This window comes from Collimonas sp. NPDC087041 (assembly GCF_044745265.1).
In the GTDB taxonomy this organism is placed as follows: Bacteria; Pseudomonadota; Gammaproteobacteria; order Burkholderiales; family Burkholderiaceae_D; genus Collimonas.
The window spans coordinates 284,924-304,380 of the sequence record NZ_JBIUZX010000002.1 but is presented as its reverse complement, the minus strand read 5'-3'; the positions used below and the strand labels follow the sequence as shown (position 1 = coordinate 304,380).

23 protein-coding genes are annotated in these 19,457 nt (G+C 53.6%); 22 read left to right on the top strand and 1 reads right to left on the bottom strand.

What is annotated here, in order from left to right:
- Positions 1–24 precede the first annotated feature (24 nt).
- Positions 25–4,263, top strand: coding sequence for a DNA-directed RNA polymerase subunit beta' (gene rpoC, locus ACIPF8_RS04535; protein WP_061536895.1), 4,239 nt, complete (start codon positions 25–27; stop codon positions 4,261–4,263).
- A 228-nt stretch (positions 4,264–4,491) separates the two neighbouring features.
- On the opposite strand, the gene ACIPF8_RS04530 is transcribed toward rpoC, so the two are convergent.
- Positions 4,492–6,288: a phosphoethanolamine transferase gene (locus tag ACIPF8_RS04530; protein ID WP_400417527.1), complete on the bottom strand. Its 1,797-nt coding sequence runs from the start codon at positions 6,286–6,288 to the stop codon at positions 4,492–4,494.
- Positions 6,289–6,706: 418 nt separating this feature from the next.
- Between ACIPF8_RS04530 and rpsL the strand changes: the two genes are divergently transcribed.
- The 21 genes from rpsL to rplF all read left to right on the top strand — a co-directional run bounded on the left by rpsL (position 6,707) and on the right by rplF (position 19,456).
- Complete coding sequence (gene rpsL, locus ACIPF8_RS04525) at positions 6,707–7,090, top strand: 30S ribosomal protein S12 (RefSeq protein WP_014004389.1); 384 nt, start codon at positions 6,707–6,709, stop codon at positions 7,088–7,090.
- A gap of 136 nt (positions 7,091–7,226) precedes the next feature.
- On the top strand, positions 7,227–7,697 hold the full coding sequence (gene rpsG, locus ACIPF8_RS04520; protein WP_014004390.1) for a 30S ribosomal protein S7: 471 nt from the start codon (positions 7,227–7,229) through the stop codon (positions 7,695–7,697).
- 124 nt (positions 7,698–7,821) lie between these two features.
- Positions 7,822–9,927 (top strand): elongation factor G, encoded by a 2,106-nt coding sequence (gene fusA / locus ACIPF8_RS04515; protein WP_400417524.1) that lies wholly within the window; start codon positions 7,822–7,824, stop codon positions 9,925–9,927.
- A 93-nt stretch (positions 9,928–10,020) separates the two neighbouring features.
- On the top strand, positions 10,021–11,217 hold the full coding sequence (gene tuf / locus ACIPF8_RS04510; protein ID WP_061936342.1) for an elongation factor Tu: 1,197 nt from the start codon (positions 10,021–10,023) through the stop codon (positions 11,215–11,217).
- A gap of 103 nt (positions 11,218–11,320) precedes the next feature.
- Positions 11,321–11,638: a 30S ribosomal protein S10 gene (gene rpsJ / locus ACIPF8_RS04505; RefSeq protein ID WP_038484649.1), complete on the top strand. Its 318-nt coding sequence runs from the start codon at positions 11,321–11,323 to the stop codon at positions 11,636–11,638.
- Positions 11,639–11,937: 299 nt separating this feature from the next.
- Positions 11,938–12,594, top strand: a complete 657-nt coding sequence (gene rplC / locus ACIPF8_RS04500) for a 50S ribosomal protein L3 (protein ID WP_061538668.1) — start codon at positions 11,938–11,940, stop codon at positions 12,592–12,594.
- Between the two features lie 3 nt (positions 12,595–12,597).
- On the top strand, positions 12,598–13,218 hold the full coding sequence (rplD, locus tag ACIPF8_RS04495; RefSeq protein WP_061532013.1) for a 50S ribosomal protein L4: 621 nt from the start codon (positions 12,598–12,600) through the stop codon (positions 13,216–13,218).
- Entirely contained in the window at positions 13,215–13,529 is a 315-nt protein-coding gene (rplW, locus tag ACIPF8_RS04490) for a 50S ribosomal protein L23 (protein ID WP_061532014.1), read from the top strand. Before rplD ends, rplW begins: the two co-directional genes overlap by 4 nt.
- Positions 13,529–14,356 carry a 50S ribosomal protein L2 gene (rplB, locus tag ACIPF8_RS04485; RefSeq protein ID WP_038484661.1) on the top strand — a complete coding sequence of 276 codons (828 nt, stop codon included), beginning with the start codon at positions 13,529–13,531 and terminating at the stop codon, positions 14,354–14,356. Before rplW ends, rplB begins: the two co-directional genes overlap by 1 nt.
- A 10-nt stretch (positions 14,357–14,366) precedes the next feature.
- Positions 14,367–14,642 (top strand): 30S ribosomal protein S19, encoded by a 276-nt coding sequence (rpsS, locus tag ACIPF8_RS04480; protein WP_014004397.1) that lies wholly within the window; start codon positions 14,367–14,369, stop codon positions 14,640–14,642.
- Positions 14,643–14,648: 6 nt separating this feature from the next.
- The gene (gene rplV / locus ACIPF8_RS04475; RefSeq protein ID WP_172656933.1) at positions 14,649–14,981 is read left to right on the top strand and encodes a 50S ribosomal protein L22; all 333 of its coding nucleotides are present in this window, start codon (positions 14,649–14,651) and stop codon (positions 14,979–14,981) included.
- Between the two features lie 9 nt (positions 14,982–14,990).
- Positions 14,991–15,836: a 30S ribosomal protein S3 gene (gene rpsC, locus ACIPF8_RS04470; RefSeq protein WP_400417517.1), complete on the top strand. Its 846-nt coding sequence runs from the start codon at positions 14,991–14,993 to the stop codon at positions 15,834–15,836.
- Positions 15,837–15,838: 2 nt separating this feature from the next.
- The gene (gene rplP / locus ACIPF8_RS04465) at positions 15,839–16,258 is read left to right on the top strand and encodes a 50S ribosomal protein L16 (protein ID WP_061532016.1); all 420 of its coding nucleotides are present in this window, start codon (positions 15,839–15,841) and stop codon (positions 16,256–16,258) included.
- A gap of 12 nt (positions 16,259–16,270) precedes the next feature.
- Positions 16,271–16,462 (top strand): 50S ribosomal protein L29, encoded by a 192-nt coding sequence (gene rpmC, locus ACIPF8_RS04460; RefSeq protein ID WP_014004401.1) that lies wholly within the window; start codon positions 16,271–16,273, stop codon positions 16,460–16,462.
- Positions 16,462–16,734 (top strand): 30S ribosomal protein S17, encoded by a 273-nt coding sequence (gene rpsQ, locus ACIPF8_RS04455; protein WP_014004402.1) that lies wholly within the window; start codon positions 16,462–16,464, stop codon positions 16,732–16,734. Before rpmC ends, rpsQ begins: the two co-directional genes overlap by 1 nt.
- A 216-nt stretch (positions 16,735–16,950) precedes the next feature.
- Positions 16,951–17,319 carry a 50S ribosomal protein L14 gene (rplN, locus tag ACIPF8_RS04450; protein WP_014004403.1) on the top strand — a complete coding sequence of 123 codons (369 nt, stop codon included), beginning with the start codon at positions 16,951–16,953 and terminating at the stop codon, positions 17,317–17,319.
- A gap of 9 nt (positions 17,320–17,328) precedes the next feature.
- Positions 17,329–17,643, top strand: coding sequence for a 50S ribosomal protein L24 (gene rplX, locus ACIPF8_RS04445; protein WP_061532017.1), 315 nt, complete (start codon positions 17,329–17,331; stop codon positions 17,641–17,643).
- Positions 17,644–17,649: 6 nt separating this feature from the next.
- Positions 17,650–18,189, top strand: a complete 540-nt coding sequence (rplE, locus tag ACIPF8_RS04440; RefSeq protein WP_400417511.1) for a 50S ribosomal protein L5 — start codon at positions 17,650–17,652, stop codon at positions 18,187–18,189.
- A 7-nt stretch (positions 18,190–18,196) separates the two neighbouring features.
- Complete coding sequence (rpsN, locus tag ACIPF8_RS04435; protein WP_014004406.1) at positions 18,197–18,502, top strand: 30S ribosomal protein S14; 306 nt, start codon at positions 18,197–18,199, stop codon at positions 18,500–18,502.
- A gap of 14 nt (positions 18,503–18,516) precedes the next feature.
- Positions 18,517–18,912 (top strand): 30S ribosomal protein S8, encoded by a 396-nt coding sequence (gene rpsH / locus ACIPF8_RS04430; RefSeq protein ID WP_014004407.1) that lies wholly within the window; start codon positions 18,517–18,519, stop codon positions 18,910–18,912.
- Between the two features lie 10 nt (positions 18,913–18,922).
- Entirely contained in the window at positions 18,923–19,456 is a 534-nt protein-coding gene (gene rplF / locus ACIPF8_RS04425; RefSeq protein ID WP_400417508.1) for a 50S ribosomal protein L6, read from the top strand.
- Position 19,457 lies beyond the last annotated feature (1 nt).

Below are 19,457 nucleotides of genomic sequence, written 5' to 3'. Positions count from 1 at the left end.
CGAATTAATCACCTGGAGTGATACATGAAAGCACTGCTCGATTTATTCAAGCAAGTTCAGCAAAGTGAACAGTTCGACTCGATCAAAATTGGTCTGGCGTCGCCCGAAAAAATTCGTTCGTGGTCTTATGGCGAAGTTAAAAAGCCAGAAACCATCAACTATCGTACCTTCAAGCCAGAGCGCGATGGTCTGTTCTGCGCCAAGATTTTTGGCCCGATCAAAGACTACGAATGCCTGTGCGGTAAGTACAAGCGTCTGAAGCACCGCGGCGTTATCTGCGAAAAGTGCGGCGTTGAAGTCACGCTGGCAAAAGTGCGTCGCGAGCGCATGGGCCACATTGAGCTGGCATCGCCGACCGCGCATATCTGGTTCCTGAAATCGCTGCCGTCGCGTCTGGGCATGGTCCTTGACATGACCCTGCGGGATATCGAACGCGTATTGTATTTTGAAGCCTACGTCATCACCGATCCAGGCATGACGCCGCTGAAGCGTTGCCAGATCATGTCGGAAGACGACTACGCCGCCAAGTACGAAGAATACGGCGACGACTTCACCGCATTCATGGGCGCCGAAGGCATCCGTGAGTTGCTGCGCGCGATCGATATCGACCGCGATGCGGAAACTCTGCGTCAGGAATTGAAAGAGTCGAAGTCCGAAGCCAAGATCAAGAAATACGCCAAGCGCTTGAAAGTGCTGGAAGCGTTCCAACGTTCGGGCATCAAGCCTGACTGGATGATCATGGAAGTGTTGCCAGTGCTGCCGCCTGAGTTGCGTCCGCTGGTACCGCTGGATGGCGGCCGTTTCGCTACTTCCGATTTGAACGACCTGTATCGCCGCGTCATCAACCGTAACAACCGTCTGAAGCGCCTGATGGAATTGCGCGCTCCGGAAATCATCACCCGCAACGAAAAGCGGATGTTGCAGGAAGCGGTTGACTCGTTGCTGGACAACGGCCGTCGCGGTAAGGCAATGACTGGCGCCAACAAGCGTCCGCTGAAATCCCTGGCAGAAATGATCAAGGGTAAGGGCGGCCGTTTCCGTCAGAACTTGCTGGGTAAGCGCGTCGACTATTCCGGCCGTTCGGTTATCGTGGTGGGGCCACAACTGAAACTGCATCAGTGCGGCTTGCCGAAACTGATGGCGTTGGAACTGTTCAAGCCATTCATTTTCCACAAGCTGGAAGTGATGGGCATCGCCAGCACGATCAAGGCAGCCAAGAAGGAAGTTGAAAATCAGACTTCCGTGGTGTGGGACATCCTGGAAGACGTGATCCGTGAACATCCGGTCATGTTGAACCGTGCGCCTACATTGCACCGTCTGGGTATCCAGGCGTTTGAGCCGGTCCTGATCGAAGGCAAGGCAATCCAATTGCACCCGCTGGTCTGCGCCGCATTCAACGCCGACTTTGACGGCGACCAAATGGCGGTCCACGTTCCACTGTCGATCGAAGCACAGATGGAAGCACGCACCTTGATGCTGGCTTCCAACAACATCCTGTTCCCATCGAACGGCGAACCGTCGATCGTGCCGTCGCAGGATATCGTGTTGGGTCTGTACTACGCCACCCGTGAGCAAATCAACGGCAAGGGCGAAGGCATGATGTTCCCTGACGTGTCGGAAGCCATCCGTGCTTACGACAACAAGGAAGTCGAGCTGACGACCCGCGTTACCGTCCGTATCACCGAGTATCCGAAGGATCCGGCGACCGGCGAATTCGTCAAGACCATCAAGCGTTACGAAACGACTGTTGGCCGCGCGATCCTGTCGGAAATCCTGCCTAAGGGCTTGCCATTCACCGTGCTGAACCGCGCGTTGAAGAAGAAGGAAATCTCGAAGCTGATCAACACGGCATTCCGTAAGTGCGGCCTGCGCGCTACGGTGGTGTTCGCTGACCAATTGATGCAGTCCGGTTTCCGTTTGGCGACCCGTGCCGGTATCTCGATCTGCGTGGACGACATGCTGGTACCGCCACAAAAGGCAACCATCATCGCGACTGCAGAACAAGAAGTGAAGCAGATCGAACAGCAGTACTCGTCCGGTCTGGTGACTGCTGGCGAACGTTACAACAAGGTTGTGGATATCTGGGGCAAGGCCGGCGACGACGTCGGCAAGGCCATGATGGAACAGCTGAAGGTGGAAGATGTGGTCCGCCGCGACGGCACCAAGGGCACTCAGGAATCGTTCAACGCGATTTACATGATGGCCGACTCCGGTGCGCGTGGTTCCGCAGCACAGATCCGTCAGCTGGCCGGTATGCGTGGCCTGATGGCGAAACCGGATGGTTCGATTATCGAAACGCCGATCACCGCGAACTTCCGCGAAGGTCTGAACGTTTTGCAGTACTTCATTTCGACCCACGGTGCACGTAAAGGTCTGGCCGATACCGCGTTGAAGACAGCGAACTCGGGTTACCTGACACGTCGTCTGGTTGATGTGACCCAGGATCTGGTCGTGATCGAAGATGATTGCGGCACCTCCAACGGCGCTTCGATGAAGGCGATGGTTGAAGGCGGTGAAGTTATTGAAGCGCTGCGCGACCGTATCCTCGGCCGTGTTGCTGCCAACGATATCGTCAATCCGGAAACCCAGGGCACTCTGTACGAAGCCGGCACGCTGCTGGACGAAGATGCAGTCGAAGAAATCGAACGCCTCGGCATCGATGAAGTCAAGGTCCGCACACCGCTGACATGCGACACACGCTACGGCCTGTGCGCGCAATGTTACGGTCGCGACCTGGGCCGCGGCACGCTGGTCAACAACGGTGAAGCTGTCGGTGTGGTTGCTGCGCAGTCGATCGGTGAGCCAGGTACCCAGCTGACCATGCGTACGTTCCACATCGGTGGTGCGGCGTCGCGTTCGGCAGTGGCATCCAGTGTTGAAGCCAAGTCCAACGGTACGGTCCGCTTCACAGCGACCATGCGTTACGTGACTAACGGCAAGGGCGAACTGATCGTGATTTCCCGTTCCGGCGAAGTCCTGATCACCGACGACCACGGCCGTGAGCGCGAGCGTCATAAAGTACCGTACGGTGCGACACTGATCGTCAAGGATGGCTTGACCATCAAGGCCGGTACCGCATTGGCAACATGGGATCCGTTGACCCGTCCGATCATTACCGAGTACACCGGTACCGTCCGCTTCGAGAACGTCGAAGAAGGTTCGACCGTTGCCCGTCAGATCGATGAAGTTACCGGTCTGTCGACTCTGGTGGTTATCGATGCGAAGCGTCGTGGTTCGGTCACCAAGACTGTTCGTCCGCAAGTTAAGCTGCTGAACGAACAAGGCGAAGAAGTCAAGATCGCCGGTACTGAACACGCAGTGACGATCGGCTTCCAGGTGGGCGCGCTGATTACCGTGAAAGACGGTCAGCAAGTGCACGTTGGTGAAGTGTTGGCACGTATCCCGACTGAATCGCAAAAGACGCGCGATATTACCGGGGGTCTGCCACGCGTTGCCGAGCTGTTCGAAGCACGTTCGCCGAAGGATGCAGGTATGCTGGCTGAAGTCACAGGTACTGTGGCGTTCGGTAAGGAAACCAAGGGCAAGCAACGTCTGGAAATCACAGACATGGACGGCAACAAGCACGAGTTCCTGATTACCAAGGACAAGCAAGTGCTGGTACATGACGGCCAGGTCGTGAACAAGGGTGAAATGATTGTCGACGGCCCAGCCGATCCGCAAGACATCCTGCGCCTGTTGGGTATCGAAGCGCTGGCACGTTACATCGTCGACGAAGTTCAAGACGTGTACCGCTTGCAAGGCGTGAAGATCAATGACAAGCACATCGAAGTGATCGTACGCCAGATGTTGCGTCGCGTTCAAATCGTTGATGCCGGCGATGCGTCTTACATCACTGGTGAGCAGGTCGAGCGTTCGGAACTGCTGGACGAAAACGATCGCGTGATTGCAGCGGGCAAGATTCCTGCAACCTACGAAAACGTATTGCTGGGTATTACCAAGGCATCGCTGTCGACCGATTCGTTCATCTCGGCCGCATCGTTCCAGGAAACCACCCGCGTGTTGACCGAAGCTGCAATCATGGGCAAGAAAGACACGCTGCGCGGCCTGAAGGAAAACGTTATCGTTGGTCGTCTGATCCCAGCCGGCACCGGTCTCGCGTTCCATCGTGCACGCAAGGAAAAAGACAGCTGGGAAGCGGAAGAGCGCACAGCACTGTTGCAATCCGAACAGGCAGCACGCCTGGCAGCTGCAGAAGCACGCGCAGCTGAGGAATTGAACGCACAGCAAGGCGACGAAGCTTAATCCTTTAAAAGGATTAGTCAGCAAAACGGCAGCGGATGAATATCCGCTGCCGTTTTTTTTCGTCTATTCAAAGGGAAGTGTTGCTTCGGTTCAGTGCCGGCGACGTGCTCGCCGCACTGTATTTCTGGGCAGTCCAGCGAACCAGCCTGGCAAAATGTGTGATGTCGCCAGCGGCCCGGCGTTTTCAGCGCTTAAACATGAGGATGGCGCCGAGCCCGTCAAGCTGTGTTAATCGCGTTGCTGGCGCAGGGGCTTGCCGTTGTCGATGACTTCCCGGCAGTCGCCCTTGAAGGTCGAGTTGTCGTAATCAGTCCAGCCGTAGCTGTCGACATAACGCTTGTGCGGGCGCAGTTTGTCGCTCAGGAAACTCCATTCCAGCCGCTCGTCCGGGTAGCGGATATCGGACAGGTCGAGCAGCGAATGGAAGACGTTCTCAGTGGTCATGCGGGCGCGTTTGTGGCGCAGCAATTGATCGACCTTGTCGGGATAGGCTTGCTTGTACAAATCCGAATACCACATCAGCGCAGGAATATGGAATTCGAACTGGGTATTGTGTCCGTGGAAGGCAATCTTGCAGCTGCCGTCATACAGCGTCTGGCCGTGATCGGAGAAATACATCATGGCGCTCAGTTGCTTGGATTCCTTGAGGGCGCCGATCACCTGCGACAGGAACCAGTCGACATACAGTACCGAGTTGTCATAGCTGTTGTTGAGCGCCGGCTTGTTGGCAAGATTGGTGTAGGCCGGGTTTTCGATGCCGAACAGCGATGGCTGCCATTTGTCGTAATCCTGTGGATAGCGATGACTGTAATTCCAGTGGTTGCCCAGCGTGTGCAGGACGATCAGTTTTTTCTGCGCCGGGTCCAGCATCGCCTTTTGTAATTGCGGCAACAGGATTGAATCGAAATTCGATGTATCGGTAAATCCGCCCAGGTTCAGGAACTGGACCACATCGGCTTCGTTGGCAAATACCGACACCGGGGTGTCGAATTTGCCATACGACATCTGGTTGGATATCCAATATGTCTTGAAGCCGGCCTCTTTGTAGGCGGTGACGAAAGACTTTTCGGCAAAGCCGGCTTTCAGGCTTTCAGTTGCCGGTTTGCGAGAAACGATGACGGGCACGGACAGGCGGGTGGCCGAGACAGAAGTGATGACATCCGAGAAACTGACGAGATTTGTCTCTTTTTTCAGCAAAGGATTGGTGTCGCGCTGATAGCCATTCAAGCTCCAGCGATCGTAGCGCGACGATTCGCCGATCACCATGACCACAATTTGCGGCGTGTTTTGATGGCTGGCTTGATGGGCGCCGAAATGAAACTGGCTGTTCTTGTGCTCCAGATCGTCCAGGTATTCCCGTTCTTTCCAGAAATCGTAGCCGCGTACCGCCAGGCCGAATGGCCAGGTGCGACCGATCGGGTCCGGCTGGAATGGCGTTGCCGCCCAGTTGGGCAACTTGCCGAGATGAGTGCCGCTAGTGGCGGGAGGGGAGGCCGTCTTGCTGCTTGCAACACTCGTCGAAGCGGGTTGAATGCCTATCTCCTGGCCATATAGCCAGACGCATAAGCCGGCAGTGAGCACTAACCAGCCAAACCAGCGTGAAGGGCCTTCAAGGTCCAGGTCGCGGGTGCGGCTTGCGGCCAGCCAGCTGAGCGCCCACCACAGCACGACGAAAGCAAGGATCGCCGCCAACCACCAAACCTTGTCGCCAAGAAATTCCATGGCTTCCCTGGGGCTGGTCTCAGCAATGATCCCCAGGTGGTGCGTGGAAATCCCCTGGCCGTAGAATTTGCGCAGGTAGATTTCAGTCGGCAATGCGATAAACGCCGGGATCAGCAACCAGTGAAACCAGGCCGGCCGCTTGAAGATCGACCAGATGACCAGCCAGATAGCGGCTTCCATCAGGATGATGCGAAGGGGGTGTTCGATCGATTGTCCGAACAGCAGCGGTACGAATGGGACCAGGGAAAGCGCCAGGTAGGTGACCAGTACGAACAGGTTATTGCGGCGAAGCAGGGCTGGCATCATGGTTGAGAAAAATGGTCAAGCCACATTATCCCGCAAAGCCATGGTGCGATGCCAGCCATCTGCCAGATAAACAAAAGCATTGCAATATCGATACGTATTATTTGCTGGAGCCAGCCGCAGCCTTGCCCGAGCCGCTTATGGCGGTGTTGCGTTTACCGACATGCATCCCAGACTGCGGTTGACTGCCAGGCATCATAGGGATATACTCGCGGGTTCTCGATTGTAGGCTCTATGGGCCGAACGTTCTTTGGTCTGCTTCCGCTTTCTATAGCGCGTTCCTCCTCTTCTGCTGAATCGAATTGTGCGCAAGTTTCGTGCGGTTCGCATGATTCCTTGTGCAAGTATCTGTCCAATCCCGGACAACCGATTTCGGGATTGTTGTTATTAACGTCGTAATTTTGTTGGATATATAACGATGCCAACCATCAATCAATTGATTCGCCAGCCGCGCGTTTCTGCGGTCGTAAAGAGCAAATCACCAGCGCTGGAAAACAGCCCGCAAAAACGCGGCGTTTGCACCCGCGTTTATACGACAACTCCAAAGAAGCCAAACTCGGCTCTGCGTAAAGTTGCCAAAGTTCGCCTGACCAACGGTTTCGAAGTCATTTCGTACATCGGCGGTGAAGGCCATAACCTGCAAGAACATAGTGTCGTGCTGTTGCGCGGCGGCCGTGTAAAAGACTTGCCAGGTGTGCGTTACCACATGGTTCGCGGTGCACTGGATACCCAGGGCGTCAAGGATCGTAAGCAAGCACGTTCGAAGTACGGTGCAAAGCGTGCTAAGGCTGCAAAGAAATAATAGTTTTCGCTAGGCGCAAGCCGAACGAATAGTGTCGGTCCCCAATGGGCCGAGTAAGTGGGTGGCTATGATGGCTGTCCGCGAGCGTGCAGATACAAAAGATCTGTCGCTCAACTGAAGATTGAAAGGAATCGAAATGCCACGTCGTCGTGAAGTTCCCAAGCGGGAGATTCTGCCGGATCCAAAATTCGGTAATGTTGATGTTGCGAAGTTCGTCAACGTCCTGATGTTGTCCGGTAAGAAATCGGTCGCAGAAAACATCATTTACGGTGCCTTCGAGCACATTCAAGCCAAATCCGGCAAAGATCCGCTGGAAGTGTTTGCCCTTGCTATCAGCAACGCCAAACCATTGGTTGAAGTTAAGTCGCGTCGCGTTGGTGGTGCAAACTACCAGGTGCCAGTTGAAGTTCGTCCTGTCCGTCGTATGGCCTTGTCGATGCGTTGGTTGCGTGAAGCAGCTAACAAGCGCAGCGAAAAATCGATGCCGCAACGTCTGGGTGGCGAATTGCTGGAAGCCGCAGAAGGCCGCGGCGGCGCAATGAAAAAGCGTGACGAAGTTCACCGTATGGCAGAAGCGAACAAGGCGTTCTCGCACTTCCGCTTCTAATAGACTGGGCAGCCGGCTCCTTGAATTGAGCTGCTGTCCGCATCTGAAATTTGTTCGAGCCGAGCGCATATTTTTATCAAAAATGGCGCTCGGTTTCGTGCATTAAAAGACTTAGGATTAAATCATGGCTCGCAAGACCCCCATTGAGCGCTATCGCAATATCGGTATCTCCGCTCACATCGATGCAGGTAAAACCACGACTACAGAACGCGTTCTGTTTTATACCGGTGTGAATCACAAAATCGGTGAAGTGCATGATGGCGCGGCCACCATGGACTGGATGGAGCAGGAACAAGAGCGTGGTATCACGATCACTTCCGCTGCGACCACCTGTTTCTGGAAGGGCATGGCGGGTAACTTCCAGCCTCACCACATCAACATCATCGACACACCGGGCCACGTTGACTTCACGATTGAAGTTGAGCGCTCGATGCGTGTTCTGGACGGCGCCTGCATGGTTTACTGTGCAGTCGGCGGCGTGCAGCCACAGTCGGAAACAGTATGGCGTCAAGCTAACAAGTACAAGGTTCCACGTCTGGCGTTCGTCAACAAGATGGACCGTACCGGCGCGAACTTCTTCAAGGTTTTCGAGCAGATGCGCGCTCGCCTGAAGGCTAACCCTGTGCCAATGCAAGTACCTATCGGCGCTGAAGACAAGTTCGAAGGCGTGATCGACCTGGTCAAGATGAAGGCGATCTACTGGCACGACGATACCCAGGGCATGACTTTCGACTACCGTGATATTCCTGCTGACCTGGCTGCTGATGCAACCAAGTGGCGCGAAAACATGGTCGAAGCTGCTGCCGAAGCATCGGAAGAGCTGATGAACAAGTACCTGGAAGAAGGCGACCTGACTGAAGCCGAAATCAAGGCTGCTATCCGTCAACGTACCCTGGCCAGCGAAATCGTGCCAATGATGTGCGGTACTGCGTTCAAGAACAAGGGCGTACAAGCCATGCTGGACGGCGTGGTCGACTACCTGCCGTCGCCGCTGGACGTGCCGCCGGTACCAGGCCTGGACGAAGATGATGCGCCAATCTCGCGTAAAGCAGAAGACACTGAAAAGTTCTCCGGCTTGGCGTTCAAGATCGCAACCGACCCGTTCGTTGGTCAGATCTGCTTCATGCGTTGCTACTCGGGTACTTTGAACTCGGGCGACACCGTGTTGAATTCGATCAAGGGCAAGAAAGAGCGTATCGGCCGTATCGTGCAGATGCACGCCAACCAGCGCGAAGAAATCAAGGAAATTCTGGCTGGTGACATCGCTGCGCTGATCGGTATGAAAGATACGACTACCGGTGACACATTGTGCGATACCAATGCCTTCATCATCCTGGAGCGCATGGTGTTCCCTGAGCCAGTGATTTCGCAGGCAGTTGAGCCGAAGACCAAGGCTGACCAGGAAAAGATGGGCTTGGCGCTGAATCGCCTGGCACAAGAAGATCCTTCGTTCCGTGTCCGCACTGACGAAGAATCGGGCCAGACCATCATCGCCGGTATGGGTGAGTTGCATCTGGACATTATCGTCGATCGTATGAAGCGTGAATTCAACGTTGAAGCGACCGTTGGTAAGCCACAAGTTGCGTACCGCGAAACCATCCGCAAGACTTGCGAAGAAATCGAAGGCAAGTTCGTCAAGCAATCGGGTGGTCGTGGTCAATACGGTCACGTGGTTCTGAAGATCGAACCGCAAGAACCAGGCAAGGGCTTTGAATTCGTTGACGCGATCAAGGGCGGTACCGTTCCACGCGAATACATCCCTGCAGTTGAAAAGGGTGTCCGTGAAACATTGAACACCGGTGTCCTGGCCGGCTACCCAGTGGTAGACGTCAAGGTAACCCTGTTCTTCGGTTCGTACCATGACGTTGACTCGAACGAAAATGCGTTCCGCATGGCCGCTTCGATGGCGTTCAAGGACGGCTGCCGTAAAGCCAGCCCGGTTATTCTGGAGCCAATGATGGCTGTTGAAGTCGAAACTCCGGAAGACTACGCTGGTACCGTGATGGGCGATCTGTCGTCGCGTCGCGGCATGGTACAAGGCATGGATGAAATCGCCGGCGGTGGCGGCAAGATCATCAAGGCCGAAGTGCCTCTGTCGGAAATGTTTGGTTACTCGACTTCGTTGCGTTCGGCTACTCAAGGCCGTGCAACTTACTCGATGGAATTCAAGCACTACGCTGAAGCGCCTAAGAACGTTATCGATGCAATCGTAACGTCCAAGGCTAAGTAATAGGCAAGTAACCCTTGTCCGCCACGAGCGGACAAGGGTTGAAATGTTTCACTCATTGTTTAACGACATCGTTCTTTTTGAAGGAAGAATAAAATGGCAAAAGGTAAATTCGAGCGGACCAAGCCGCACGTCAACGTCGGCACTATCGGCCACGTCGACCACGGCAAGACCACGCTGACAGCAGCGATCGCGACAGTATTGTCGAAGAAGTTTGGCGGCGAAGCCAAAGCGTACGATCAGATTGACGCAGCGCCAGAAGAAAAAGCGCGCGGCATCACGATCAACACAGCGCACGTTGAATACGAAACTGCAAACCGTCACTACGCTCACGTTGACTGCCCAGGCCACGCTGACTATGTTAAAAACATGATCACTGGTGCTGCACAGATGGACGGCGCGATCCTGGTTTGCTCCGCAGCTGACGGCCCAATGCCACAGACTCGTGAGCACATCCTGTTGTCGCGTCAAGTTGGCGTGCCATACATCATCGTGTTCCTGAACAAAGCCGACATGGTCGACGACGAAGAGTTGCTCGAGCTGGTCGAAATGGAAGTGCGCGAGCTGTTGACCAAGTACGAATTCCCAGGCGACGACCTGCCAATCATCAAGGGTTCGGCGAAGCTGGCTCTGGAAGGCGACACTGGCCCATTGGGCGAGCAAGCAATCATGGCTCTGGCTGAAGCGCTGGACACTTACATCCCAACACCAGAACGTGCTGTTGACGGCGCATTCCTGTTGCCAGTGGAAGACGTGTTCTCGATCTCGGGTCGCGGTACTGTTGTGACCGGTCGTGTTGAGCGCGGTATCGTCAAGGTTGGCGAAGCGCTGCAAATCGTTGGTATCCGTGATACACAAGATACAACATGTACTGGCGTTGAAATGTTCCGCAAGCTGCTGGACCAAGGTCAAGCTGGCGACAACGTTGGCGTTCTGTTGCGCGGTACCAAGCGTGAAGACGTAGAGCGGGGCCAAGTGTTGGCTAAGCCGAACTCGATCAAGCCACACAAGCATTTCACAGGCGAGATCTATGTTCTGTCGAAAGACGAAGGCGGCCGTCATACTCCGTTCTTCAACAACTATCGTCCACAGTTCTACTTCCGTACAACGGACGTGACTGGTTCGATCGAGTTGCCGAAGGACAAAGAAATGGTTATGCCAGGCGATAACGTGTCGATCACCGTGATGTTGATCAACCCGATCGCGATGGAAGAAGGTCTGCGTTTCGCGATCCGCGAAGGTGGCCGTACTGTTGGTGCAGGCGTTGTTGCTAAGATCCTGCCTGACGCGTAATAGCAAGTTTGTAGTGCAATAGGCAAGCCGCTTCGGCGGTTTGTCAATGTAACAATATACCGTGGGTGGCTGTCATCCACGGTTCGTTCTTTTAAGGAAAATCATGTCAGCTCCTAACCAAAAAATCCGCATCCGCCTGAAGGCGTTCGACTACAAACTGATCGACCAATCGGCTCAGGAAATCGTTGATACAGCCAAGCGCACCGGCGCCGTTGTCAAGGGTCCAGTACCACTGCCAACACGTATCCAGCGTTTCGACGTATTGCGTTCGCCGCACGTCAACAAGACATCGCGCGATCAGTTCGAAATCCGTACGCACCAACGCCTGATGGACATCGTTGACCCAACCGACAAGACTGTCGATGCGTTGATGAAGCTGGACCTGCCAGCTGGCGTGGACGTGGAAATCAAGCTGCAGTAATAAATTTGCAATAATTTGCAATAAGCAACACCAAAGAAATATCGATGCGGGACAGAGTTTAAGAGTCACGAAACGTGGCGATTTACTCTGTCCCCAAGTTTTTATAGGTGTTGTAAATCAGCCTTAACCGCCGGATGTTTGACATACCACGACAAAGATGGTCTTGCAAATAAAAATTTACGCGGTTATACTGATCGGCTTCGGTGCGATTGCCGACGGATTTCGTCTTTGCAGTCGTGCTTATTTTAGTTGTACAAACATCAGCCCCGCCCAATCGTAGGCGGGAATGGAGAAAAACAATGAGCTTAGGCCTTGTTGGTCGCAAGGTTGGTATGATGCGCATCTTCACGGAAGATGGGGATTCAATCCCAGTAACCGTGTTGGACGTGTCGAACAACCGCGTGACCCAAATCAAAACGCCTGAAACAGACGGTTATACCGCTGTTCAAGTTGCATTCGGTTCGCGTCGCGCTTCACGCGTGACTAAAGCCGCCGCTGGTCACTACGCCAAAGCTGGCGTTGAGGCTGGTACCATCCTCAGAGAATTCCGCATTGATTCAGCCAAGGCTTCCGAACTGAAGGCCGGTGAAGTTATCGCCGCTAGCCTGTTCGAAGTCGGTCAAAAGGTTGACGTTCAAGGTGTCTCGATCGGTAAAGGTTACGCCGGTACTATCAAGCGTCACAACTTTGCATCCGGTCGTGCCAGCCACGGTAACTCCCGTTCGCATAATGTTCCAGGTTCCATCGGTATGGCGCAGGATCCAGGTCGTGTTTTCCCTGGTAAGCGCATGACCGGTCACATGGGTGACGTTACTGTAACCACGCAAAACCTCGAAATCGCACGTGTTGACGCTGAGCGCCAACTGTTGCTGGTCAAGGGTGCGGTTCCAGGCGCGAAGAACGGCCAAGTTGTGGTCAGCCCTGCGATCAAAATCAAAGCTAAGAAGGGAGCCTAATTCATGGAACTCAAGCTCCTGAATGACCAAGGTCAAGCTGCTTCGAACGTTGCTGCTCCGGATACCATTTTCGGCCGCGACTACAACGAAGCCCTGATTCACCAGGTCGTAGTTGCTTACCAGGCTAACGCTCGCAGCGGTAACCGTAAGCAAAAAGACCGTGAAGAAGTTCATCACACGACTAAAAAGCCATGGCGCCAAAAGGGTACTGGCCGCGCTCGTGCTGGTATGTCGTCCTCGCCTCTGTGGCGCGGCGGTGGTCGGATTTTCCCGAACTCGCCTGATGAGAACTTCTCGCACAAAGTAAACAAGAAGATGTATCGCGCAGGTCTCTGCTCGATTCTGTCGCAGTTGGCACGCGAAGGTCGTTTGTCGGTCGTCGAGAATTTCTCGGTCGAAGCGCCAAAGACCAAGTTGCTGTCACAAAAGCTGAAGACCATGGGTCTGGATTCCGTGTTGGTCATTACCGACAATCTGGAAGAAAACCTGTTGTTGGCGTCGCGTAACCTGCCAGGTTTCCTGGTATGTGAGCCACGTCACGCTGATCCAGTATCGCTTGTGTTCTACAAGAAGATCCTGATCACCAAGCAGGCTTTGGCGAAGATTGAGGAGATGCTGGCATGAACGCAATTAAACATAGCGAAGAACGCTTGATGAAAGTGTTGCTGGCGCCGGTGATTTCCGAGAAGGCAACGTTGGTTGCGGAGAAGAACGAGCAAGTCGTTTTCCGTATCGCACCAGACGCTACCAAGCTGGAAGTCAAGGCTGCTGTCGAGCTGCTCTTCAAAGTTCAGGTTGAATCGGTACAAGTTGCCAATCGCCAGGGTAAGCAAAAGCGTAGCGGCAAGACCATGGGTCGCCGCAACCATACCCGCCGCGCATTCGTATGCTTGAAGCCGGGTCAAGAGATCAACTTCACCGAGGAGGCTAAATAATGGCACTCGTTAAAGTTAAACCAACCTCGCCGGGCCGCCGTGGCATGGTCAAGGTCGTTAATCCCGACCTGTACAAAGGCCGTCCATTTGCTGCCCTGGTTGAGAAGAAGTCGAAAACAGCTGGTCGTAACAACAACGGTCATATCACTACTCGCCACATCGGCGGTGGTCATAAGCAACATTACCGTCTGATCGACTTCAAGCGCACCAAAGATGGTATTCCAGCGAAAGTGGAACGTATCGAATACGATCCAAACCGCACGGCGAATATCGCTCTGTTGTGCTACGCCGACGGCGAACGTCACTACATCATCGCCACTAAAGGCATGGCTGTAGGCGACCAGGTAATGAGCGGCTCGGAAGCGCCGATCAAATCCGGTAACTGCCTGCCAATCCGCAACATTCCGGTTGGTACGATTCTGCATTGCGTCGAAATGCTGCCAGGTAAGGGTGCCCAAATGGCCCGTACTGCCGGCGCCGGCGTTGTGTTGATGGCTCGTGAAGGTACTTACGCTCAAATTCGTTTGCGCTCCGGTGAAGTTCGCCGCGTGCATATCGAATGCCGCGCTACCGTAGGTGAAGTCGGCAATGCCGAACACAGCCTGCGCAAGATCGGTAAAGCGGGTGCGATGCGTTGGCGTGGTGTTCGTCCTACCGTTCGCGGTGTGGTCATGAACCCGGTTGACCATCCTCACGGTGGTGGTGAAGGCAAGACCGCAGCTGGTCGTCATCCAGTTTCGCCATGGGGTCAACAGACTAAGGGTAAGAAGACACGCAGCAACAAGCGTACTACTTCCATGATCGTCTCGCGCCGCGGCAAGAAATAAGGGATAAAACATGACACGTTCATTGAAAAAAGGGCCGTTCTGCGACGCCCACCTGGTGAAAAAAGTCGAAACTGCGCAAGCAGTCAAAGACAAAAAGCCAATCAAGACTTGGTCCCGTCGCTCGACCATCATGCCGGATTTTATCGGTCTGACGATTGCTGTTCATAACGGCAAGCAACACGTCCCGGTATATGTGTCCGAGAACATGGTTGGTCACAAGCTCGGCGAATTCGCGCTGACCCGTACGTTCAAGGGTCATGCTGCTGATAAGAAGGCTAAGAAATAAGGTCCGATGATGGAAACTAAAGCTACCCTCCGCGGCGTGCGCCTGTCGGCCCAAAAGGGCCGTCTGGTCGCCGACCTGATTCGCGGCAAAAAAATTGATCACGCGCTTAACATCCTGACTTTCAGCCCTAAGAAAGGTGCAGCTATCATCAAGCGTGTTCTGGAATCCGCAATTGCGAATGCCGAACACAATGACGGTGCTGACATCGACGAGCTGAAGGTCACGACGATTTACGTGGAAAAAGGTTCGGTCCTCAAGCGCTTCACAGCGCGTGCAAAAGGCCGTGGCGATCGTATCTCGAAGCAATCCTGTCACATTTACGTGACTGTCGGAAACTAAGGAGTCACGATGGGACAGAAGATTCATCCAACCGGTTTTCGCCTTGCGGTTACACGTAACTGGGGATCCCGCTGGTATGCAGGCAATAGCAATTTTGCCCAAATGCTTAGCGAAGATCTGAAAGTTCGTGCTTTTCTCAAGAAGAAACTGAAGAACGCATCGGTCGGCCGCGTTGTTATCGAGCGTCCTGCAAAGAACGCACGCATCACGATTTACAGCTCGCGTCCTGGTGTTGTTATTGGTAAAAAAGGCGAAGACATCGAAGTACTGAAGTCGTCGCTGACCAAGCTGATGGGTGTGCCGGTTCACGTTAATATCGAAGAAATTCGTAAACCTGAAATCGACGCACAACTGATCGCTGACTCGATCGCGCAACAGCTCGAAAAACGTATTATGTTCCGCCGCGCGATGAAACGTGCGATGCAGAACGCAATGCGTCTGGGCGCGCAAGGGATCAAGATCATGTCGTCCGGTCGTCTGAATGGTATCGAAATCGCACGTACCGAATGGTACCGCGAAGGTCGTGTACCACTTCACACACTGCGCGCTGACATCGACTACGGTTTCGGCGAAGCTGAAACCACATACGGCATTATCGGCATCAAAGTCTGGGTTTACAAGGGTGATCGTTTGGCTAACGGCGAAGCGCCGGTAATCGACGTACCTAACGACGATGACAAGAAACGCCGTGGTCCACGTCGCGATGATGGCAAGCCAGCCGGTCGTCCACGTGCTAAAACTACAACGGCAGGTCCAGGTGCGCCAGCTGCGCGTCCGGCCCGTGCCAAGAAGCCGGATGGTGCTGCTGAAGGTGTTGCTGCTGTTGCTGCACCGGCTGAGAAAGCAGGAGAATAATCATGCTGCAACCAGCACGCAGAAAATATCGTAAAGAGCAAAAAGGCCGCAACAAGGGCATTTCGCATTCGCGCGGTACCGCCGTGTCGTTTGGCGAATTTGGCCTGAAAGCGGTTGGCCGCGGTCGTATCACCGCGCGTCAGATCGAAGCAGCTCGTCGCGCAATGACCCGTCATATCAAACGGGGTGGTCGTATCTGGATTCGTATTTTCCCGGATAAGCCAATTTCGCAAAAGCCTGCTGAAGTCCGTATGGGTAACGGTAAGGGTAATCCCGAGTATTACGTGGCTGAAATTCAGCCAGGTAAAATGCTGTACGAGATGGATGGCGTCGACGAAGCTCTGGCGCGTGAGGCATTCCGTTTGGCTGCAGCTAAACTGCCACTCTTGACCACGTTCGTCGTGCGTCAAGTCGGCCAATAATTGGAGTGAAACATGAAAGCATCTGAACTCCGCGACAAAGATCAAGCGGCCTTGACGAAAGAGCTGAACGAGTTGTTGAAGGCGCAATTTAGCCTTCGCATGCAAATCGCTACTCAGCAATTGAGCAATACGTCGCAATTGAAGAAAGTTCGTCGCGATATAGCACGGGTCAAGACCGTCATCAATTCGAAGGGCGCCCTGTAATGAACGATCAAGTGAAACAAGCGCTCAAGCGCACGCTGGTTGGTAAAGTTGTGTCCGATAAAATGGACAAGACTGTTACCGTCCTGATCGAACGCCACGTCAAGCATCCTCTGTATGGCAAAATCATCGTGCGTACTAACAAGTACCATGCACATGACGAAACCAACCAGGCCAAGGAAGGCGACGTTGTCGAGATCCAAGAAGGACGTCCAATCTCCAAGACTAAAGCTTGGAGCGTGACACGTGTGGTACAAGTGGCACAAGTCCTGTAAGTAATTGTTGCGAGCCAAGCATTTTGATGTAATAATGCTTGGCTTCGCTCCTGTTGGCTTCCAATGAGAGCGAAATAAACACCCTGCAGTATCTAGCAAGAAGTTTTGGAAGTCGTCCACCTAAGCAGTGCGCTCAGCAGAGTTGCTCTGACAGGACCAAGACTGACCGTAAATCCGCATCGTGCGGCAGCGAGTTAAGTTGGGAAAGAAAATATTATGATTCAAACGGAAAGCCGGCTCGAAGTAGCCGACAACACTGGTGCACGCGAAGTTATGTGTATCAAAGTTCTGGGTGGTTCCAAGCGTCGCTATGCCAGCATTGGTGATGTGATCAAGGTTACCGTCAAAGTGGCAGCGCCACGTGGTCGCGTCAAAAAGGGCGAGATCTATAACGCCGTTGTCGTGCGGACCGCTAAAGGTGTTCGTCGTCAAGATGGTTCGTTGGTCAAGTTCGATGGCAATGCAGCAGTGCTGCTGAACGCGAAGCTTGAGCCAATTGGTACGCGTATTTTTGGACCAGTCACTCGTGAATTGCGCACAGAGCGCTTCATGAAGATTGTGTCGCTCGCGCCTGAAGTGCTGTAAGGAGTCGAGATGGATAAGATTCGGAAAAGCGACGAAGTAATCGTCCTGACTGGTAAAGATAAGGGCAAGCGCGGTGTTGTTAAGCAACGCGTTGATGCCGAGCACGTCATCGTTGAGGGTGTCAATGTTGCTAAAAAAGCGACTAAGCCAAATCCGATGACTGGCGTAACTGGTGGCATCATTGACAAGTTGATGCCAATTCACGTGTCAAATGTTGCGTTGTTCAACGCTGCAACTGGCAAGGCAGATCGCGTTGGCTTTAAAGATGTGGACGGCAAGAAAGTCCGCGTTTTCAAGTCCAGTGGCGAAGTTGTTAAGGTTTAAGAGATCATGGCCCGTCTCCAAGAATTCTATAAAGAAAAGGTCGTTACCGACTTGACAGCGAAATACGCTTACAAGTCAGTAATGGAAGTGCCGCGCATCCTGAAGATCACCCTGAACATGGGTCTGTCGGAAGCGATTGCGGACAAGAAAATCATCGAGCACGCTGTTGGCGACTTGACCAAGATTGCAGGTCAAAAACCAGTAGTGACCAAGGCGCGTAAGGCTATTGCGGGTTTCAAGATCCGTGAAGGCTATCCGATTGGTTGCATGGTTACACTGCGTGGCGCTCAGATGTACGAGTTTCTGGATCGCCTGATCACTGTCGCGCTGCCGCGCGTTCGTGACTTCCGTGGTGTGTCCGGTCGTGCGTTTGACGGTCGTGGTAACTACAATATCGGTGTGAAAGAGCAGATCATTTTCCCCGAAATTGAGTACGACAAGATTGACGCGTTGCGTGGTATGAATATCAGCATCACGACAACTGCTAAGACCGACGACGAAGCAAAATCGCTTCTCGCCGCATTTAAATTTCCGTTCAGAAACTGAGGTTGCCATGGCAAAACTGGCACTGATTAACCGTGAACAAAAGCGCGCTGACCTGGTAAAGAAGTATGCAGGCAAGCGTGCCGAGTTAAAGGCAATCATTGATGACCAATCGAAGTCGGAAGAAGAGCGCTACGAAGCTCGCTTGAAATTGCAAGCGTTGCCACGTAACTCGGCTCCGACCCGTCAACGTAATCGTTGCTCCCTGACTGGTCGTCCACGTGGCACTTTCCGCAAGTTCGGTCTGGGCCGTATTAAGCTCCGTGAAATCGCCATGCGTGGCGAGATTCCGGGTATGACTAAAGCAAGCTGGTAATAGGAGAATATGCAATGAGTATGAGCGATCCTATCGCCGATATGCTGACCCGTATCCGCAATGCGCAAGTAGTTCACAAGACAACCGTGGCAATGCCATCGTCGAAGGTCAAGATTGCGATTGCCAACGTCCTCAAGGACGAGGGTTACATTGAAGATTTCGCTGTCGCAGAAGAAGGCGGCAAAGCGGAACTCAAAATCGGTTTGAAGTATTACGCCGGCCGTCCTGTTATCGAACGTCTTGATCGCGTATCCCGTCCAGGGCTGCGGATCTACAAGGGCAAAGATGACATCCCTAACGTGATGAACGGCTTAGGTGTGGCAATTATTTCGACGCCTGCTGGTGTCATGACGGACCGCAAAGCGCGCGCAACCGGTGTCGGTGGCGAAGTTATTTGCTACGTCGCCTAAGGAGTGCAATATGTCTCGTGTAGGTAAAATGCCGATTGCACTGCCAACTGGCGCGGAAGCGACCATTACAGCAGCGCAGATCACAGTTAAGGGCCCATTGGGCTCGCTTTCCCAGTCCTTGAATGGCCTGGTGAAAATCGAAAACAACAACGGCACGCTGAATTTCGCTGCCGCTGACGACAGCCGTGAAGCCAATGCGATGTCAGGCACCCTGCGTGCTCTGGTCAACAACATGGTCAATGGCGTAACCAAGGGCTTCGAAAAGAAGTTGAACCTGGTTGGCGTTGGTTTTCGTGCTCAAGCACAAGGTGACAAGTTGAACCTGTCGCTCGGTTTCTCGCATCCTGTTGTACACCAAATGCCGGAAGGCGTTACCGTGGCAACACCGACGCAAACCGAAATCCTGATCAAGGGTATCGACAAGCAACGTGTTGGTCAGGTTGCTGCAGAAGTTCGTGCTTACCGCGAACCTGAGCCTTATAAGGGCAAGGGCGTTCGTTACTCGGACGAAGTGGTAATCCTTAAAGAAACCAAGAAGAAGTAAT

Bases quoted from the DNA above. Each gene is read 5' to 3' on its own strand.
- rpsC (WP_400417517.1), top strand. From the start codon at position 14,991: ATGGGACAGAAGATTCATCCAACCGGTTTTCGCCTTGCGGTTACACGT.
- rplV (WP_172656933.1), top strand. From the start codon at position 14,649: ATGATGGAAACTAAAGCTACCCTCCGCGGCGTGCGCCTGTCGGCCCAA.
- rpoC (WP_061536895.1), top strand. From the start codon at position 25: ATGAAAGCACTGCTCGATTTATTCAAGCAAGTTCAGCAAAGTGAACAG.
- fusA (WP_400417524.1), top strand. From the start codon at position 7,822: ATGGCTCGCAAGACCCCCATTGAGCGCTATCGCAATATCGGTATCTCC.
- rplD (WP_061532013.1), top strand. From the start codon at position 12,598: ATGGAACTCAAGCTCCTGAATGACCAAGGTCAAGCTGCTTCGAACGTT.
- rpsN (WP_014004406.1), top strand. From the start codon at position 18,197: ATGGCAAAACTGGCACTGATTAACCGTGAACAAAAGCGCGCTGACCTG.
- rplE (WP_400417511.1), top strand. From the start codon at position 17,650: ATGGCCCGTCTCCAAGAATTCTATAAAGAAAAGGTCGTTACCGACTTG.
- rplX (WP_061532017.1), top strand. From the start codon at position 17,329: ATGGATAAGATTCGGAAAAGCGACGAAGTAATCGTCCTGACTGGTAAA.
- rpsQ (WP_014004402.1), top strand. From the start codon at position 16,462: ATGAACGATCAAGTGAAACAAGCGCTCAAGCGCACGCTGGTTGGTAAA.
- rplW (WP_061532014.1), top strand. From the start codon at position 13,215: ATGAACGCAATTAAACATAGCGAAGAACGCTTGATGAAAGTGTTGCTG.
- rpsL (WP_014004389.1), top strand. From the start codon at position 6,707: ATGCCAACCATCAATCAATTGATTCGCCAGCCGCGCGTTTCTGCGGTC.
- ACIPF8_RS04530 (WP_400417527.1), bottom strand. From the start codon at position 6,288: ATGCCAGCCCTGCTTCGCCGCAATAACCTGTTCGTACTGGTCACCTAC.
- rpsG (WP_014004390.1), top strand. From the start codon at position 7,227: ATGCCACGTCGTCGTGAAGTTCCCAAGCGGGAGATTCTGCCGGATCCA.
- rplN (WP_014004403.1), top strand. From the start codon at position 16,951: ATGATTCAAACGGAAAGCCGGCTCGAAGTAGCCGACAACACTGGTGCA.
- rpsH (WP_014004407.1), top strand. From the start codon at position 18,517: ATGAGTATGAGCGATCCTATCGCCGATATGCTGACCCGTATCCGCAAT.
- tuf (WP_061936342.1), top strand. From the start codon at position 10,021: ATGGCAAAAGGTAAATTCGAGCGGACCAAGCCGCACGTCAACGTCGGC.
- rplP (WP_061532016.1), top strand. From the start codon at position 15,839: ATGCTGCAACCAGCACGCAGAAAATATCGTAAAGAGCAAAAAGGCCGC.
- rplF (WP_400417508.1), top strand. From the start codon at position 18,923: ATGTCTCGTGTAGGTAAAATGCCGATTGCACTGCCAACTGGCGCGGAA.
- rplB (WP_038484661.1), top strand. From the start codon at position 13,529: ATGGCACTCGTTAAAGTTAAACCAACCTCGCCGGGCCGCCGTGGCATG.
- rpmC (WP_014004401.1), top strand. From the start codon at position 16,271: ATGAAAGCATCTGAACTCCGCGACAAAGATCAAGCGGCCTTGACGAAA.
- rpsS (WP_014004397.1), top strand. From the start codon at position 14,367: ATGACACGTTCATTGAAAAAAGGGCCGTTCTGCGACGCCCACCTGGTG.
- rplC (WP_061538668.1), top strand. From the start codon at position 11,938: ATGAGCTTAGGCCTTGTTGGTCGCAAGGTTGGTATGATGCGCATCTTC.
- rpsJ (WP_038484649.1), top strand. From the start codon at position 11,321: ATGTCAGCTCCTAACCAAAAAATCCGCATCCGCCTGAAGGCGTTCGAC.